At 74.8% G+C, this 18,283-nt stretch carries 11 protein-coding genes; 7 read left to right on the top strand and 4 right to left on the bottom strand.

Translation table 11 applies throughout. The features are described from left to right. Positions 1 to 29: 29 nt before the first annotated feature. The 3 genes from IE245_RS12405 to IE245_RS12395 all read left to right on the top strand — a co-directional run bounded on the left by IE245_RS12405 (position 30) and on the right by IE245_RS12395 (position 4,342). A complete protein-coding gene (locus IE245_RS12405; RefSeq protein ID WP_189946864.1) occupies positions 30 to 1,463 on the top strand; it encodes a sensor histidine kinase in 1,434 nt (477 codons plus the stop codon). Positions 1,464 to 1,596: 133 nt separating this feature from the next. Continuing rightward, complete coding sequence (locus IE245_RS12400; protein ID WP_229851247.1) at positions 1,597 to 2,781, top strand: MFS transporter; 1,185 nt, start codon at positions 1,597 to 1,599, stop codon at positions 2,779 to 2,781. Between the two features lie 118 nt (positions 2,782 to 2,899). After that, a complete protein-coding gene (locus IE245_RS12395) occupies positions 2,900 to 4,342 on the top strand; it encodes an acyl-CoA synthetase (protein ID WP_189946862.1) in 1,443 nt (480 codons plus the stop codon). Between the two features lie 48 nt (positions 4,343 to 4,390). On the opposite strand, the gene IE245_RS12390 is transcribed toward IE245_RS12395, so the two are convergent. From IE245_RS12390 to IE245_RS12375, 4 genes are all read right to left on the bottom strand, one after another. Next, positions 4,391 to 8,068 carry a S8 family serine peptidase gene (locus tag IE245_RS12390; RefSeq protein WP_189946861.1) on the bottom strand — a complete coding sequence of 1,226 codons (3,678 nt, stop codon included), beginning with the start codon at positions 8,066 to 8,068 and terminating at the stop codon, positions 4,391 to 4,393. 144 nt (positions 8,069 to 8,212) lie between these two features. Beyond that, positions 8,213 to 9,469 (bottom strand): MFS transporter, encoded by a 1,257-nt coding sequence (locus IE245_RS12385; protein ID WP_189946860.1) that lies wholly within the window; start codon positions 9,467 to 9,469, stop codon positions 8,213 to 8,215. Beyond that, on the bottom strand, positions 9,466 to 9,960 hold the full coding sequence (locus tag IE245_RS12380) for a GNAT family N-acetyltransferase (protein ID WP_189946859.1): 495 nt from the start codon (positions 9,958 to 9,960) through the stop codon (positions 9,466 to 9,468). Before IE245_RS12380 ends, IE245_RS12385 begins: the two co-directional genes overlap by 4 nt. A gap of 70 nt (positions 9,961 to 10,030) precedes the next feature. Further along, positions 10,031 to 10,516 carry a MarR family winged helix-turn-helix transcriptional regulator gene (locus IE245_RS12375; RefSeq protein ID WP_189946858.1) on the bottom strand — a complete coding sequence of 162 codons (486 nt, stop codon included), beginning with the start codon at positions 10,514 to 10,516 and terminating at the stop codon, positions 10,031 to 10,033. A 111-nt stretch (positions 10,517 to 10,627) separates the two neighbouring features. Between IE245_RS12375 and IE245_RS12370 the strand changes: the two genes are divergently transcribed. The 4 genes from IE245_RS12370 to fxsT all read left to right on the top strand — a co-directional run bounded on the left by IE245_RS12370 (position 10,628) and on the right by fxsT (position 18,236). Next, the gene (locus IE245_RS12370; protein WP_189946857.1) at positions 10,628 to 11,044 is read left to right on the top strand and encodes an organic hydroperoxide resistance protein; all 417 of its coding nucleotides are present in this window, start codon (positions 10,628 to 10,630) and stop codon (positions 11,042 to 11,044) included. Between the two features lie 132 nt (positions 11,045 to 11,176). Beyond that, the gene (locus IE245_RS12365) at positions 11,177 to 12,730 is read left to right on the top strand and encodes a VMAP-C domain-containing protein (protein ID WP_189946856.1); all 1,554 of its coding nucleotides are present in this window, start codon (positions 11,177 to 11,179) and stop codon (positions 12,728 to 12,730) included. Continuing rightward, the gene (locus IE245_RS12360; RefSeq protein WP_189946855.1) at positions 12,727 to 13,833 is read left to right on the top strand and encodes an AAA family ATPase; all 1,107 of its coding nucleotides are present in this window, start codon (positions 12,727 to 12,729) and stop codon (positions 13,831 to 13,833) included. The genes IE245_RS12365 and IE245_RS12360 overlap by 4 nt, the downstream gene beginning before the upstream one ends. Then, entirely contained in the window at positions 13,833 to 18,236 is a 4,404-nt protein-coding gene (gene fxsT / locus IE245_RS37690; protein ID WP_189946854.1) for an FxSxx-COOH system tetratricopeptide repeat protein, read from the top strand. The genes IE245_RS12360 and fxsT overlap by 1 nt, the downstream gene beginning before the upstream one ends. The last annotated feature ends 47 nt before the right edge of the window (positions 18,237 to 18,283 follow it).

Below are 18,283 nucleotides of genomic sequence, written 5' to 3'. Positions count from 1 at the left end.
CATCGTCCGATTCGTGCCGGGATGAGACCATGGTGATCATGGAGGAGGACGTGACCGGGGACGCGGAGCGGGAGCAGGCCCGCCTGCCCCTGCTGCTCGAAGCCGTCCTCGGCGTCGGCACGGACCTCGAACTCCGCGCCACCCTCCAGCACCTCGTGGACTCCGCCACCGAACTGGTCGGCGCCCGCCACGGGGCGCTCCGGGTCGTCGACCCCGAGCGCCCCCGGCTCACCGGGCTCTTCACCACCGGGATGACCGAGGAGGAGCGGGCCCGCGTCGGCCCGCTGCCCGACGACGGCGCCGAGGGCATCGGCGTCCCGATCCGCGTCCACACCCAGGTCTTCGGCAACCTCCACCTCACCGGGAAGGAGGGCGGCTTCACCGAGGAGGACCTGGCGCTGCTGCGGGTCCTCGCCGCCCAGGCCGGCATCGCCATCGGCAACGCCCGGCTCTACGAGACCGCCCGGCAGCGCGAGCGGTGGATCGAGGGCGCGGCGGCCGTCACCACGGCGCTGCTCACCGGCGAGTCCCCCGAGGACGCCCTGATGACCGTCGCCGAGCAGGCGAGGATCCTCGCCGGCGCGGCCGCCGGCGTGATCCTCCAGCCCACCCCCGAGGGCGGCATGGAGATCGTCACGGCCTCCACCACCGGGGACCCCGGCGAGCTGGTCGGCACCACCATCCGGCCCGGCTCCGCCGTCCTCGTCCACCTGCTCGGCGGGGAGCCGGTCTTCGTCGAGGACTCCGCCACCGACCCCCGGATGACCACCCCGGTCCGCTCCCGCTTCGGCCCCTCGATGATGCTGCCGCTGCGCAGCGGCGGGCGGCTGATCGGCACCCTGGCGCTCCCCCGCGACCGGGACGCCGAACCGTACTCGGCGGTGGACCGGCTGCTGGCCTCGCAGTTCGCCTCGCAGGCGGCGCTCGCGCTCGTCCTGGCGGACGCCCGGCACGACCGGGAGCGGCTCGCCGTCTTCGAGGACCGCGACCGGATCGCCCGGGACCTCCACGACCTCGTCGTCCAGCGGCTGTTCGCCACCGAGATGATGCTGGAGTCGACCCGCCGCCGGGCCGGCGGCTCCGCCGAGGAGGCCGAGCTCCTGGGCAGGGCGGTGGACGAGCTGGACTCCACGATCCAGGAGGTGCGGACGACGATCTTCGCCCTCCAGCAGCCGCCGGCCGAGGCGCCGGCGACCTTCCGGGGGCGGGTGCTGCGCGAGACCGGCGGGGCGGGGGTGCTGCTCGGCTTCCAGCCGTCGGTGCGGTTCACCGGGGCGGTGGACACGCTGGTGGCGGAGCCGGAGGCGCGGGGGCTCCTCGGCGCGCTGCGCGGGGCGCTGGCGGCGGCCCACCGGCGGCCCGGGATCGGGCGGATCACGGTGGACGTAGGCGTCGGCGACGGGGGCGCCTGGCTGCGCGTCGAGGACGACGGCACCCCGCCGACGACGGTGACCTGGCCTTAGGCCGTCCCTTCCGGATCACGCCGGGCCCCCGGACGGAGCAGTCCGGCGCGCCGGGCCGTGGCGCCGGATCTTGACTGAGGGGGTGAACCCCGACGCCAAGCCCCCGACCGCCGCGGCCTACCGCAACCTGGTGATGGCCACCATCGGCTTCACGCTCACCTTCTGGGCCTGGGACCTGATCGCACCGCTCGGCAGCTGGTACGGCGAGCGGCTGGGCCTCAGCTCGTTCCAGCAGTCCTTCCTCGTCGCCGTGCCGGTCCTGGTCGGCTCGGTGGGCCGGATCCCGGCCGGAGCGCTGACCGACAAGTACGGCGCGAAGCTGATGTTCCCGCTCGTGTCCGCGCTGACGATCGTCCCCGTGCTGCTGCTGATCGTGGTGAAGGACTCCTACGGCCTGATGCTCGTGGTCGGCTTCCTCCTCGGCCTCGGCGGCACGACCTTCGCGATCGGCATCCCGCTGGTCAACTCGTGGTTCCCGCCGGAGAAGCGGGGCCTGGCGCTCGGCGTGTTCGGCATGGGCATGGGCGGTGTGGCGCTCTCCGGCTACTTCACGCCCCGGATCGCGAAGCACGGCGAGAACCTGCCGTTCGTCGTGGTGGCGATCGCGCTCGCCGCCTACGCGGTGCTCGCCGCCGTCCTCATCACCGACCGTCCCGACCGGCCGGTGCCGGCCGCCTCGCTGACGTCCCGGCTGGGCTCGGCGGGCCGGCTGCGGGTGACCTGGGAGCTGTCGGCGCTGTACGCGATCGGCTTCGGCGGCATCGTGGCCTTCGGCGTCTACCTGCCGACGTACCTGAAGACCTGGTACGACCTCGACCCGACCGACGCGGGCACCAAGGCGGCCGGATTCGCCCTGGTCACCGTCGTCTTCCGGCCGATCGGCGGCTGGCTGTCGGACCGGGTCCACCCGGCGGTCGTCACCTCCTGGGCGCTCGGCGTCGTCGCCCTCCTCGCGATCGTCCAGGCCTTCGACCCGAAGCTGGACCCGGGCGGCACGATCGCCCTGCTGGTCATGGCGGCCGGTCTGGGTACCGCGAGCGGTTCGGTCTTCGCGCTGGTCTCGCAGGTGACCCCGCAGGCCCAGGTGGGCTCGGTCACCGGCATCGTCGGCGCGATGGGCGGCCTCGGCGGCTTCGTCCCGCCGCTGGTGATGGGCGCGATCTACAGCGCCAAGGACTCGTACTCGATCGGCTTCATGCTCCTCTCCGACCTGGCACTCGCGGGCTGCGTGTACGCGTACGGGCGGATGCGCGGGATCCGGCCGGGCGGCGGCGAGCCGGCGCCCGGGGCGACGAAGGTCACGGCCGGGAGGACCTGACGGGGCGGCAGAATGCCCCTGGGCCCCGTCGTCGAACTCCAGCCTGTAAAGCGGGCAGAGGCTCGACAACAGGACCTAGGCAGCCGCGTTTTCCGTTGCGACCCGAGGAGTACGACCGGTGAGTGCCCTCTTCCCGGCCCTGGAGGCCCCGACCGACCGCCCCGCCCTGCGCCACGGCCCGGTCTCGCTCTCGTACGAGGAGCTGGCCCGGGCCGCCGGGGGGCTCGCGGCCCGGCTCGGAGACGTCCGGCGGGTCGCCGTGTGGGCCGTGCCGACCGCCCGGACGGCGGTGGCCACCGTGGCGGCGCTGCTCGCCGGCGTCCCCGCCGTGCCGCTCAATCCGCGCTCCGGCGAGCGGGAGCTGGCGCACATCCTCGGGGACAGCGCGCCGGACGCGGTGCTCGCGGGCCCGGAGGACGAGCTGCCGGCCGCGCTCGACGGCCTCCCCCGGATCGCCGTCGGGTTCGACGGGCCGTCCCCCGCCCCCGCGCCGGCGGACGTGGACCCGGAGGCGACCGCGCTGATCGTCTACACCTCCGGCACCACGGGACCGCCGAAGGGCGTGCTGCTCTCCCGCCGGGCGGTCGCCGCCTCCCTCGACGCGCTCGCCGAGGTCTGGTCCTGGACGGCGGACGACGTCCTGGTGCACGCGCTGCCGCTCTTCCACGTGCACGGCCTGGTCCTCGGCGTCCTGGGCCCGCTGCGGCGCGGCGGCGAGGTCCGGTACCTGGGCTCCTTCTCCGCCGAGGGGGTCGCCCGGGAGCTGGCGGACGGCGGCACGATGCTCTTCGGCGTCCCCACCATGTACCACCGGCTCGCGGACGCCCTGCCCGGCGACCCGGCCCTGGTGGAGGCGCTGTCGGGGGCGCGGCTGCTGGTGTCGGGGTCGGCGGCGCTACCGGTGCACGACCACGAGCGGATCGCGGCGGCGACGGGCCGGACGGTGGTGGAGCGGTACGGGATGAGCGAGACGCTGATGAACACCAGCGTCCGGCCCGGCGGCCCGCCGCGCCCCGGCACGGTGGGGACGCCGCTGCCGGGCGTGGAGGTGCGCCTGGTGGAGGAGGACGGCTCGGTGCTCGCCGCGTCCGACGGGGAGACGGTCGGCGAGGTGGAGGTGCGCGGCCCGAACCTCTTCTCCGGCTATCTGAACCGGCCGGAGGCGACGGCGGAGGCGTTCCGGGAAGGCTGGTTCCGTACCGGCGACATGGCGGTGCGGGAGGCCGACGGGACGATCCGGCTGGTGGGCCGGAAGGCCACCGACCTGATCAAGAGCGGCGGCTACAAGATCGGGGCGGGCGAGATCGAGAACGCCCTGCTCGACCACCCGGGGGTCCGGGAGGCGGCCGTCACCGGCGAGCCCGACCCGGACCTGGGCGAGCGGATCGTGGCCTGGATCGTCCCGGCGGATCCGGCGCGCCCGCCGGGTGCGGAGGAGCTGGCCGACCATGTGGCCCGGCTGCTCGCCCCGCACAAGCGGCCCCGGGAGGTCCGGTTCCTCGACGCGCTCCCCCGCAACGACCTGGGGAAGATCCTGAAGAAGCGGCTGCCGCGGGGGTGACGGCGAAGGGCCGGACCCCGGGGGTCCGGCCCTCCTCCCTCCGTCGGGCTACCTCACGCCGACGGCGTGGATCAGCTCCTGGGTGACGGAGCCGCCCCGGTCGTCGGTGGCACCGGCCCGCAGGGAGACGGCCGCCGCACCGGACGGGACGCGGAGCTCGCCGGTCCAGGAGGCGCCGCGGCCCTTCCGGAGGGGCACCCCGCTCCAGGTGGCGCCGTCGTCGTACGAGACCTCCAGGCGGGCGCCGGTGACCGTACCGGTGCCGGCGGCGCCCTTCACGTACTCGGCGAAGACGCCGACGGGGAGCCGGGATCCGGCCCGGACGTTCCCGTACAGGTCGGTGTCGAGGTCGAAGCCGAGGTTGAGCATCGGCAGGAAGGTGTACCGGTCGGCCGGGGTCTCGGCGGAGCGGACGGTCCACTCGGCGCGGCCCTCGGCGCCGAGCCGCCAGCGGGCGGGGTCGAGGGCGGTCTCGGTGACGACCTTGTACGTGGCCTCCTGGGCGGGCGCGTCCCAGAGGTTGTAGCCGGAGCCCGTCCTGCGGCCCTTCGAGACGCCGTCCACGAACACCTCGGTGTACTGGGTCATGGTGTCGTCGCCCCACACGTCGCCGAAGCCCGTGTGGTCGGTGCCGGAGTCGCCCCAGCCGGGGGTGTTGAAGCGCAGGTCGTTGCCGGCGCGCTGCTGGCCCCAGCCGAGGCCGGTGCCGAGCCAGGGGTGCCAGGCGGGGCCGAACCAGTCGAGGCGGACGGTGGAGCCGCCGCGGTAGACGGAGCGGCCGCCGCGCTGCTCCAGGGAGGTGCCGAGGTCGACGGACTCGTGCCACTGCTGGCCGGTGCCGGTGGAGACGTACTCGGTGCGCTCGGCCGGGAAGCCGATCCGCTCCTTGAAGCCGACGCCGACCGGGAAGGAGTCGGTGAGGGAGTAGCGGAACTCGCCGCCGTCCTCCTCGCGGCCGGTGGGGGCGCGGAAGGTGGAGCGGACGGTGGCGAGGTCCCGGTCGCCGGGCCGGAAGACCAGGTCGGTGCCGATGCGGCCGGGGTGGCCCTCGGAGAGGTCGTAGACGTACGGGGTGAAGCGGGTGCCGGTGAGGTCGATCCGCTCGCCGCGGGCGGCGCCGGCGGCGATCCGGGCGGCGTCGGCGCGGTTCACGGTGGCGACGGGCAGCGGGCGTTCCTGGTGGTCGGCGGTGCCGAACCACTTCATGAGCCGGCCCGCGGCGTCGTCGGTGACGATCAGGGCCCCGGCGCCGGCGTCCTGGGCGGTCTGGGCGGCCTCGGCGGGATCGGCGCCGGGGGCGAGGCGGACGAGGACGGCCCTACCGGTGACGTCCCGGTCCGCGTACTCGGCGGGGGTGCCGGTGCCCGCGTCGGCGAGGCGGAGGCGGTGGCGGCCTTCGAGCAGGCCGGCGCCGGCCTGCGGGCGCAGGTCGGCGAGGCGGTCGCCGCCGACGTTCGCCTCCAGGAGGGGCTTGCCGAGCCGCCAGACGGTGCGGTACTCGAAGGTGCCGCTCGTGACGGGCGCGGTGGGCGCGGCGAAGAGCGAGTCGTAGAGCGGGGGCACCTGCACGATGTCGGTGTAGGAGACGCCGTTCGCCTCGCGGTCGTACTCCATGACCAGCTGGCGGGTCTCGGTGCGCTTCTCGACGTCGGCGCGTATCTCGCGCAGGCGCCGGCCGTCGAGGGTGATCTCGCGGTCGCGGTCGAGGACGACCTCGGGGGCGGCCAGGAAGCCGAGGCCGAGGGAGTCGGCGCCCTTCGCCCCGCGCACGTCGAGGAAGGTGTCGACGGTGTACGTGCCGGGCTTCAGGCGCAGTTCGACGGTGCCGGAGTCGCCGACGGAGGCGGGGAAGGGGTCGGTGCCGGTGGTGAGGTTCCGCAGGCCGAGGCCGGCGGCGGCGGGGGCGCCGTCGCGGTCCTTGACGTGGACGGTGAGGGTGTAGCGCTCCTCCTCCTTGACCAGGCCGAGGGCGGTGTGGGCGACCGGGGCGCCGCCGGCGGTGGCGGTGATCCGGCCGGAGCTGGTGCCGACCGGGGCGCCGGTGCCGTCGCCGGTGACGGTGGTGGAGGCGGTGCCGCGGGCCGGGACGGTGAGGGTGGTGTCGGCGAGGGTGGCGGTGCCGGCGGGCATGCCCTCAACGGCGAGGGTCAGCTCGACGGGCGCGTCGGAGGAGTTGGTGTAGGTGACGGTCTTCGTGACCGGCTTGTTCTCCTCGTAGGGCCAGGCGAGGAAGCCGAGGTCGGCGGAGCCGGTGGCGGTGACGTCCGCGGCGATGGCGGCGGCGACGTCGACGCGGCCGGCGCCGAGGGCGTACGCGGAGGCGTCGAGGGGCTTGGAGCTCGACATGAGGGCGTTCTTGAGCTGGGCGCCGGTCCAGTCGGGGTGCTGCTCGGCGAGCAGGGCGGCGACTCCGGCGACGTGCGGGGTCGCCATGGAGGTGCCGTTCATCGAGGTGTAGAGGCCGGTGCCCTCGGTGAGCCCGGAGCGGGCGGCGAGGATGCCGACGCCGGGCGCGGAGAGGTCCGGCTTGAGGGCCTGGTCGCGGTGGCGGGGGCCCTGGCTGGTGAAGTACGCGGCCTCGTCGGCGGAGTCGACGGCGCCGACGGTGAGGGCGGAGTCGGCGGCGCCGGGCGAGCCGATGGTGCCGGGGGCACCGGAGTTGCCGGCGGCGACGACGAAGAGGGCGCCGGTCTCGGCGGAGAGGGTGTCGACGGCCCGGGCCATCGGATCGGTGCCGTCGCTGCCCTCGCGGGAGCCGAGGCTCATCGAGACGATCTTCGCGTCGATGTCCTTGGCGGCCCACTCCATGCCGGCGATGATCTGCGACTCGGTGCCCGAGCCCTCGTCGCTGAGCACCTTGCCGACGGCGAGGGTGGCGCCGGGGGCGACGCCCTTCTCCGCGCCGTCGGAGCCGGCGCCGCTGCCGCCGACGGTGGAGGCGACGTGGGTGCCGTGGCCGTTGCGGTCGGCGACCTCCTCGCCGGCGATGAAGGACTTCGACTCGGCGACCCGGCCGGCGAGGTCGGGGTGGGAGGCGTCGACGCCGGTGTCGAGGACGGCGACCTTGACGCCCTTGCCGGTGAGCCCGGCCTCCCAGGCCTTCGGGGTGCCGATCTGGGCGTTGGAGTCGGCCATGGCCGCCCGTACCCGGGCGTCGAGCCAGACCTTGGCGGGGGCGGCGGCGCGGGCCTGCCGGGAGGTGAGGGAGCGCCAGAAGGCGGCCGGGTCGGTGGCGGTGACGGCGGCGCCGCCGACGCTGGGCAGCGCGCGGACGGTCTCGGTGCCGCGGGGGGCGCCGGCGGCGCGGGTCCCCTTGCCGTACGTGACGATCAGCGGGAGCGCACCGGTGACGCCCTGCTCGGCGAGGCCGGTGACGTCGAAGAGGCGCGGGTCGAGGACGCCGGCGGCGAGGAGGGCCCGGGCCTCGTCGGGGACGACGCTGACCCGGCCGTCGGTGACCTGGGTGCGGACGGCCCCGGTGGCGCCCTTCGCCCGGTCGACGGTGACGGTCCGCCGGCCGTCGCCGAGCGCGGTGAGGGTGACCCGGTCGCCGGTGACGAGGGTGACGGTGGTGGCGGTGGTGGCGGTGGCCGGGCCGGTGAAGGTGCCGGGCACGGCGGCGGCCGTGGCGCCCGGCGCGGCGGCGGTCTGCCCGGCCGTGAGCAGCACGAGGGAGACGCCCGCGGCGATCAGCCCGGCCCTCCCTCTGGTCAGCGGTGCGGTCATCGAACGACTCCTCGCGGACCCGGGGGTTCGGGGGTGGAGGTTCCGGATCCGCGAGGAGTCTGGCCGCTGGGGACGGGAGTTGACCCCCGTCCCGGCTGGCGGCTATGTGCCGTGGCGGCCAACCGCCAGGCGGTCGAGGGGGGTTCAGGGCTGGGGGTCGAGTGCGTCGTACCGCCGGAAACCGCGCGCGTACAGGGAGAACACGCCGATGCCGAGGACGCAGGCGAGTCCGCCGCCGGTGACGGCGAGCGTGGGCGAGGTGAGGTCGGCGACGGAGCCGGCCACGAAGTCGCCGAGCCGGGGCCCGCCGGCGACGACCACGATGAAGACGCCCTGGAGCCGGCCGCGCATCTCGTCGGGGGCGGCGACCTGCATCATCGTGTTGCGGAAGATCATCGACGAGGTGTCGGCGTATCCGGCGACGGCGAGGCAGAGCAGTCCGATCCAGAGGTTCCGGCTGAGGCCGAAGGCGGCGATCGCGAGGCCCCAGGCGGCGACGGAGACGAGGATGGCCTGCCCGTGGCGGCGGATCCGGTTCTGCCAGCCGGAGATCACCCCGCCGAGGAGCGCGCCGAACGCGGGTGCGGCGACGAGGAGGCCGGTGGTCTTGGCGTCGCCGCCGAACCAGAGGACGGCGACGGCGGGGAAGAGCGCCTTCGGCTGGGCGAGGATCATCGCGAAGAGGTCGGAGACGAAGGTCGCCCGCAGGTTGGGGCGGGTGCCGAGGAAGCGCAGCCCGTCCAGGACGGAGGCCCTCTTCGCCCCGGTGTGCTCCGGTGGCATGGAGGGCAGCCGCCACATCGCGTACAGGCTCGCGAAGAAGGCGAGGGCGTCGATCGTGTAGGCGGTCTGGTAGCCGGCGAAGCCGACGACGACCCCGCCGAGGCTGGGTCCGACGAGGGTGCCGAAGGTCATGACCATGGAGTTGAGCGCGTTGGCGGCGCGCAGCTGCTCGGGCGGGAGCAGGCGGGGGATCATGGCGCTGCGGGCGGGTGCGTTGAGGGCGCCGCAGACGGCCTGGAGGGCGACGATCGCGTAGAGGAACCAGACGCGGTGGAAGCCGGCGAAGGCGGCGGCGGCGAGCGCGGCGGAGAGGGCGGCGGCGCCGGTGGCGCCGACGAGTCCGAGGGTGCGCCGGTCGACGGTGTCGGCGATCGCGCCGCCGTAGAGGCCGAAGACGACGAGCGGGACGAGGGAGAAGAGGCCGACGAGGCCGACGGAGAAGGCCGAGCCGGTGATGTCGTACACCTGGAGGGAGATCGCCAGGGTGGTCATGCCCTGGCCGACCCAGGAGACGGTGTTCCCGAACCAGAGGCGGCGGTAGTCGGCGGAGGTGCGCAGCGGGGTGAGGTCGGCGAAGATCCGCCGCTTCTCCTCCTGCGGCGCCTCGACGCCGGTCACGAGGCGTCCGCGACGGGACCGGCGGGATCGGCGGGGTCCGCGGGGCCGGTGAGGTCGTAGGTGAGCTCGGGCCGGTCCCAGTGGATGCGTCCGGAGGCGGCGACGGTGCCGGTGCGGCGGGCGCCGGTGCGCAGGTAGAACTCCTCGGCGGGCGGGTGGGCGACGACCCGGACGGCGGTGAGGCCGGCGGCGCGGGCGGCGCGGTTCATGTGGGCCATGAGCAGACGGCCGATGCCGAGGCCCTGGGCGGAGTCGGCGACGAAGGCGAGGTCGAGTTCGGCCTCGTCGAGCAGGAGCGCGTAGAAGCCGAGGACGCGGTCGTCCGCGTCCACGGCGACGTGGACCGGGTGGTGCTCGATGTAGGCCCCGCCGACCCGGTAGCCGTCGACCATGACGGCGTACGGCCCCCGGTAGGCGGCGGAGCCCCGGACGAGCCGGGTCAGCCGCTTGGAGTCGGCCGCGGTGGCGCGGCGGATGGTGATCTCGGACATGGGGTGAGTATAGGAACGCCTCCGAGATTCGGCCCTTACATTTCCTGTCGCCCCGGGTGGGCCGGGGCGGTCAGCCGCAGGAGGGGCGCAGCGCGTCGGGGTCGATGCCGTCGAGGCGGGCGGCGAGGGCGCCGAGCCGGTCGCGCAGCTCGGCGATCTCGGCGAGGTCGAGGCCGGTGGCGGCGGCGATCCGCCGGGGCACGCCGAGGGCCCGCTCACGGAGCTCCGCGCCGGCGCCGGTGGCGCGGACGGTGACGGAGCGCTCGTCCTCCGCGCTGCGCCGGCGCTCGACGTATCCGGCCGCCTCCAGGCGCTTGAGCAGCGGCGACAGGGTGCCGGAGTCGAGCCGCAGCCGCTCGCCGATGCCCTTCACGGGCAGTTCGCCGTGCTCCCAGAGGACGAGCATGACGAGGTACTGGGGGTAGGTGAGCCCGAGCTCCTTGAGCGCCTCGCGGTAGACGCCGTTGAAGGCGCGGGTCGCCGCGTGCAGCGAGAAGCAGATCTGGTGGTCGAGCCGAAGGAAGTCCTCGTCCGGGACCGTGTCGAGCGTCTCCATGCCCCCAGGGTACGCGAGGTACCTTCCGCGCACGATTCAGTTGTGCACAACTAAATCGTGCGCTACAAATAAGGGACCAGCCCTTCCCGAGGAACAGGAACGGAAGACCTCATGGACGCCATCTACACCGCCGTCGCCACCGCCAACGGCCGCGAGGGCCGCGCCGTCAGCTCCGACGGCCACATCGACCTCCCCCTCGCCCACCCGCAGGCCCTCGGCGGCAACGGCCGGGGCACCAACCCCGAGCAGCTCTTCGCCGCCGGCTACGCGGCCTGCTTCGCCAGCGCCATGGGCGTCGTCGCCCGCCAGGAGAAGATCGACGTCTCCGAGGCCTCCGTCACCGCCGAGGTCTCCCTCGGCAAGGACGCCGCCGACGGCGGCTTCGGCCTCGCCGTCGTCATGCGCGCCGAGTTCCCCGACCACCTCCAGGGCGAGGCCGGCCGTGCCCTCCTGGAGAAGACGCACGCCTTCTGCCCCTACTCCAAGGCCACCCGCGGCAACATCACCGTGGACCTCGTCGTCGAGTAGTCCCGGCGATTCCGGGGGAGGAACCCGTCGAACAGGGTGGCGACGTCTCCGGGCCTCGCCATACCCTGGACGACAGGGCGACGGCGCCCGAACTACCCAGGCGCGATCGGGAGTCGGAGAAACACCGGAGCCGTGACGGGGGGGCTTTTGTACGACGAGGGCCACGGCGCCCACGCGTCGGATCTCACGCGTGAGCTCGTCGACCAGCTGAGCGCGGTACCGGGTCTGGAGACCACCGAGGGCCGCGGCCTCCTCATCGACACCCTGGCGGACCGCTTACCCGCGGCCGCCGACATCCCCCGCCACAACCGCCCCCGGTCCGGGATCCTGGAGATCGTCCGGTACTGCCGCCGCGAGCCCGGCGGACTGCACGAACTGGCGGCCGCCCTCGCCCTGTACGACGGCGGCTCCTCCCCCGCCCTCCGGGTCCGCGAGCTGATCGCCGCCACCCCGACGGCGGCGGTCCTCCCCGCCCTCCCCGACGCCGAGGCCCTCGCGGTCACCGGCCTCCTCGCCCGCGTCCGCCACCTCGACGCGCACGGCCTGCTCTACGCCGCCGCCGACGGCCTCCCGCTCCCCGGCCGGCCCGTCACCACCCTCGCCGAGGCCTTCGACTACCTCAGCCGCGCCAACACCCGCCCCGACGGCCTGCTCCCCACCATGGTCCTGGTCGAGCACGTGGCCGCCGGGCTCGACGACGGCGGCCCGGCCGACGCGCGGACCGCCGCCGGGCTGCGCGAGTGGAACGACATCCAGGCCAAGAGGCTCGAACGGCGCGCCGCCCTGGTGGCCGTGCGGACCGGTCTCGCCGAACGGCGCACGGCACAACCCGCCCCCGCCTGTGTCGTTGTCCAGTTGTGCAGAAGCGCCATGGACCCGGACCGGTACCTGCTGTCCCACTGGCGGCAGATGCGCCCGGGCCCCTGGCGGCCGGAGCGCGGCGAGGACCGGCTGGTCTCCCTCGACGAGGTGCCCGCCGCCGTGGAGCGGCTGCTCCAGCGGGCCGAGCACGACTGGGCGCGGCAGCCGGGACGGCCGGTCCTGGAGTTCGTCCTCCCGGTCGAGCTGCTGAACGAACCCCTGGAATGGACCCAGGTCGCCTTCCGGCCGCACGCCTCCGCCGCCCTCTGCCTCACCTATCCCGTCGTGCTGCGCAGCCTGGAGCGCATGCGGGCCAAGGAGTTCCACCGGCGCTGGCACAACCGCTGGCAGCGGGCGCTGGACAGCCCCGACACCGCCTGCCACTGGGACACCGTCGGCGACCGCAACCACGACCGCGAGCGCTGGAACAGCAAGCTCACCGCCGAGGAGCGGTACGTCTCCGTCGTCCTCAGCGCCCCGCCGCTGCCCACCGAGCGGGACCGGGACGGCAGCCACGCCTCCCTGGTCGAGGCCCTCTACGCGGGCGTGCCGATGGCCGTCTGGGACCGGCGCCCGGCGGCCCCCGCCGACTTCCGCAAACGGGCCAAACGGCTCCTGAGAGGGAAAGCGATCGAACTGCCGCAACGCGTCCACCAGTTGCGCAAGGACGCGGCCACCGCCGCCGCCGGTCAGCGGGACGTCCACGTGGGGCGGCACCTCGCCGTCCTCTTCGACGACCCCAACCGCCTCGTGGACTGGTCCGGTTCCCCCGGGGCGGACCTCGACGGCGTCCGCGGCGGACACCACGAGGAGGGGGAGACATGAGCGGTGTCCACCACCCGGCCGGGGACGGCCGGACCACAGGCCCCGTGACCAGCCGCAGCTGGTGGATCTACCGGGGCACCGGGCAGCCGCTGGCCGACATCCGGCTCGGCGACGTGCTGCCGAAGCCACCCGGCTGGCGGAGCTTCGACGGCGGCCCCGTGCTGCCCCCGGTGCCGGCGGACAGCGCCGAGACCGACCGCAGGCTCGGCCCCGCCGGCCGTGCCACCCCGCGGCAGGACGCCCACGACATCGACCTGGTCAACACCGCGCTGCTGCTGCGCCGGCCGCTCCTGGTGACCGGCCGCCCCGGCATCGGCAAGTCCACCCTCGCCTATCTGGTCGCCCGCGAACTGGGCCTCGGGCGCGTCCTGCACTGGGGCATCACCTCGCGCAGCACCCTGCGCTCCGGCCTGTACGAGTACGACGCCATCGGCCGCGCCCAGGCCTCCCTCGGCCACCTCAGGCCCGCCGCCGCCCCGGACCCCGCGCCCGGGGCGGACCCGGAACCGGGGGCCGAACCCGGCGCCAGGATCGGCGACTTCATCCGTCTCGGGCCGCTCGGCACCGCCCTGCTGCCGTACGAACTGCCGCGCGTCCTGCTCATCGACGAGCTGGACAAGAGCGACATCGACCTGCCCAACGACCTCCTGCACGTGCTGGACAACGGCACGTACACCATCCCCGAACTGGTCCGCGCCCGCCGCCGGGAGCCGGTCTCCCACGTCCACACCGACGACCCCGACGGCACCGTCCCCGTGGTCGACGGCCTGGTCCGCTGCCGGGCCTTCCCCTTCATCGTCATCACCAGCAACGGCGAGCGGCAGTTCCCGCCCGCCTTCCTCCGCCGCTGCGTCCGCCTCGACGTCTCGCCGCCCCGCGAGGACCAGCTCGCCGCCATGGTCACCGCCCACTTCCAGGACCACGAAGGCCGCCACGACCGGCTGGTCCGGGAGTTCGTGGAGCGCAGCAGGGACCACGGCGGACTCGCCGCCGACCAGCTGCTCAACGCCGTCTACCTGCGCACGGCCGGCGTCCGCGGCGACGACAAGGCCTGGGACGAACTGCTCGACGCGCTCTGGCGCCGGCTGTCGGGGGCACCCTGATGGACGACGCCGCCCGCTCCCTGCCCGAACCCTTCGAGGTGGCGGAGATCCTCTGGCTGCACGCCTACCAGAAGCTCGCGGCCGCGCTCCCCGAGTCCACCGAGCCGCCGCAGCCCCGCCCCAAGACCCCGCCCGAGCTGATCCCCCCGCCCCCCGACTCCCGTACGTTCCCCGAGGAGCGGCCCGCCCGGTCGGAAGCGGACCCGGCGCCCGACCACCGCCCCGGCCCGCCGGGCCCGCCTCCCCCGCCGGGCGGACCGCCCGGCGGACCGCCGCCCCGGACGACGGCCCCCGCGGACGCCCGGCAGCCCGTCCCCGTCGGGGCCGAGGCGCTGCCCGACCTGCGGGACGCCCCGGACATCGGCCGCCGACTGCGGCCGCTGAGGCAGCTGGCACCCTCCGGGACCGAGGTCGAGCTCGACGAGGAGGCCACCGTCGAACGGGCCGCCGAGGACGGCCTGTGGCTGCCGTACACCCGGCCCGTCGGCGAACGCCGCTTCGACCTGGTCCTCGTCGTGGACGACCACGCCACCATGGCCATCTGGGAGCAGACGGTCGCCGAACTCACCGCCGTCACCGAACAGCTCGGCGCCTTCCGGGACGTCCGGGTCCACCGCCTCGGCCTGCGCGAGACCCCGGACGGGCCCCGGGCCGTCCTGCGCCGCCAGGGCGGGGACGACGGCGCCGGCGGCGACCCCGCCGAACTGGTGGACCGCACCGGCCGCCGGATCGTCCTCGTCCTCACCGACGCCCTCGGCCCGCTGTGGCGCGGCGGCGCCGGCCAGGCCGCCCTGGAGCGGTGGGCGGCGGCCGGGCCGACGGCGGTGGTCCATCTGCTCTCCCAGCGGGACTGGCACCGCACCGCCCTCGTCCCCTGGCGGGTACGGCTCCGCAGCCCGCGCCCCGCCGCCCGCAACGACGAACTCGCCGTACGCTTCCCGCCCGAGGAGCGCGATCCCTTCGCCCCGCCGCCCACCGCCTGGCGGATCCCGGTCCCCGTCCTCGAACTGGACGCCGACTGGCTGGGCCGGTGGGCCTCCCTGGTGGCCGGCGAGGTGTCCGGCTGGACGCCCGCCGCCGTCCTGCTGCTCGGCGCGGCCGAACGGACCGCACCCGCCCCCGACGAACCGCCGCCCGCCCCCTCCCCGCCCAGCGTGCAGGAGCGGCTGCGCCGCTTCCGCAGCCACGCCACCCCCACCGCCTTCCGGCTCGCGACCCACCTGGCCGCCGCCGTCCTCGATCCGCTGCTCGTCCGGGACGTGCGGCGGCGCCTCGTGCCGGAGGCCCAACCGGTGCACGTGGCCGAGCTGTTCCTCAGCGGGCTGGTGGAGGAGCCCGCCGCCGCGGGGCCCGCCGTCACCACGCCGCTCGACTTCGTCGCCGGGGCGCGCGAGGCGCTCCTGGCCGGCGCCATGCGCGCGGACACGGCACGCGTGGCCCGCTCGGTCGCCGACTTCTTCGGCGACCGCTCCGAGGCGGCACGGGGGCTGCGCGGCGCCCTCCTCACCCCCGAGGAGACACCGGTCGCCCCGCCGACGCCGGAGAGCCTCCCCTTCCTCCGCGTCGAACTGGCGATCCTGCGCGCCCTGTCCGGCCCCTACCTCCGCCGGGCGAACCGGATCAGCGCGGCCCTGGAGGGCGGTTCCCCGGGAGTGTCCGTCATGGAGGACCCCTCCGCTTTGGTCCACGATGTCCCCACCAACCCCGTAGATCCCGACATGGACGGCCCCATGACCGACATCACCGCTCCTCAGCAGCCGACCGAGAACACCCCGACCGTCAACGGCTCCCCGGGTGCCTCGATCCCGGCGCCGAGTCCCGACGCGATGCCGGAGGGCGACAGCCGCCGCCCGGACCCGCCGCTCACCGTGACCGCTCCCGTCCCGGCCCGGCCGGGCCCGCGGCAGCGCCAGGCCGTCCCCGCCATCTGGGGCAACGTCCCCCCGCACAACCCGAACTTCGTCGGCCGCGAGGACCTCCTGGAACAGGTCCGCGAGCAGCTGCTCACCGGCGACACCTCGGCGGTGCTGCCGCACGCCCTGCACGGCATGGGCGGCGTCGGCAAGTCGCAGATCGCCATCGAGTACGTCTACCGCTACGCGCACGACTACGACATCGTCTGGTGGATCCCCTCCGAGCAGCCGACGATGATCCTGACCGCGCTCACCGAACTCGCCCAGCGGATGGGCCTGAACGTCAGCAACGAGGCCAACCAGGCCGTCCCCGCCGTCCGCGAGGCACTGCGCCGCGGCGCCCCGTACGACCGGTGGCTGCTGGTCTTCGACAACGCCGAGAACGTGGAGGCGGTCCGCCCCTACTTCCCCACCGGCGGCACCGGCAAGATCCTCATCACCTCGCGGAACCAGGAGTGGGACCGGGTGGCCCGGACGCTCTCCGTCGACATCTTCACCCGCGAGGAGAGCAAGGCCCTCCTGCGCCGGCGCGCCCGCGACCTCAGCGACACCGACGCCGACCTGCTCGCCGAGGCCCTGGGCGACCTCCCCCTCGCCATCGAGCAGGCCGCCGCCTGGCAGGCCGTCACCGGCATGGCGGTCCCCGAGTACCTGCGGCTGATCAAGGACAAGATCGCCGAGCTGATGCTCGAACTGGTGCCGTCGCCGGACTACCCCATGTCGGTCGCGGCCGCCTGGGACGTCTCGCTGCGCCAGCTCGAACAGCGCAACCCGGCGGCGCTCCAGTTCCTCCAGGTCTGCTCCTTCTTCGCCCCCGAGCCGATCTCCCGCTCGTTCTTCAACAACGCGCGGACCACCACCATCGCCCCCGAGCTGAACGAGGCGCTGCGCGACCCGATCCGGCTCAACCGCGCCATCCGCGAGATCAACATCTACGCCCTGGCCCGCATCGAGCACCGGCACAACACCATTCAGCTGCACCGGCTGGTCCAGGCCGTGCTCGTCAACCGCATGTCCCCGCAGCAACAGGCCGACATGCGGCACGGGGCCCACCTCCTGCTCGCCGACGCCAACCCGAACAACCCGACCTCGCGGGCGCTCTGGCCGCGCTACCAGCAGCTGCTGCCGCACGTGACGCGCTCGCGGGCGGTGGAGTGCGAGGACCCGTGGGTGCGCCGGCTGATCCGCGGCATGGTGGAGTTCCTCCACACCTGGGGCGACCACGCGGGCGCCGCCGCGATGGCCCGCGAGGCCCTGCGGATCTGGACCGAGAAGTTCGGCGCCGAGGACCAGCAGACGCTCCAGATGGCGAAGTGGCTGGCCTTCGTGCTGCGCGCGCTCGGCGAGTACCAGGAGGCCGCCGCGATGATGGAGCAGACGGCCGACACGTACATCCGGACCATGGGCGAGGACCACGAGGGCACCCTCGACGCGCTGATCCAGCTCACCAGCGGGCTGCGGCTGCGGGCCGAGATGGCGCGCGGCCTGGAGATCGACCGCTCGGTGTACGAGCGCTCGCTGCGGGCCTTCGGCGAGGAGGACCCGGCCACCCTCAGGGCCGCCCACAACCTCGGGATCGGGCTGCGGCTGATGGGCCTGTACGAGGAGGCGCGGACGGTCGACACGGAGACCGCCCGGCTGCGGGCGCTCCACATGGGCGAGGACCACGCCACCACCCTGAACACCCTCACCGGCCTGTCCATCGACATCCGCGAGACCGGTGACTACCTGGAGGCCGCCGCCCACCAGGAGAACGTCTACGCCCGGCAGAGCGCCGCCTTCGGCGAGGACGCGCCCTCCGCCCTGGGTGCCGCGCGCGTCCTGTCGGTGTGCCGCCGCCGGGCCGGCGACCACGAGGGGGCGCTCGCGCTGGCCGAGTCGGTGTGGTCGAAGTTCGTGGACCGGTACGGACCCGACCACCCGGACGCGGTCGCCTGCGCCGCCAACCTGGTGGTGGACCTGCGCCAGGACGGCCAGTTGCGGCGGTCGCGGGAGCTCGCCGAGGCCACCATCGACCGGTACACGGCGAAGCTCGGCGGCCACCACCCGTACACCCTGTCGGCGCGGGTCAACCTCGCCATCACCCTGCGGCAGGCGGACGAGCTCGCGGCCGCCCGGGAGCACCTGGACGCGGCGCTGCCGGGGCTGCGCGACTCGCTGGGCGAGGAGCACGTCCTCACCCTCACGGCGGCCGTCGGCATGGGCAGTCTGCTCGCCGACGAGGGCCGGCACGAGGAGGCGCTCGCGCTCGACCTGCGGACCCTGGAGCTGCTGCGGGGCGTCTTCGGCGAGACGCACCCGACCACCCTGGCCTGCGCCACCAACGTGGTGCTCGACCTGCGGGCGCTCGGCCGGGACGCGGAGGCGACGCCGCTGCACACCGAGACGCTGGCGCGCTTCCGGGAGCGGCTCGGCGAGGAGCACCCGGCGACGGTGGCGTCCGCGAGCGGCCGGCGCGCGGACGTGGACATCGCGCCCGTACCGTTCTAGGGGGTGCGGAAAGGGCCGCCGGACCCGTCGGGGTCCGGCGGCCCTCC

Source organism: Streptomyces roseolus, assembly GCF_014649855.1.
Lineage (GTDB): Bacteria > Actinomycetota > Actinomycetes > Streptomycetales > Streptomycetaceae > Streptomyces > Streptomyces roseolus.
Note: the sequence above shows the minus strand (reverse complement) of the source record. Positions and strands in the feature narration are given on the sequence as shown.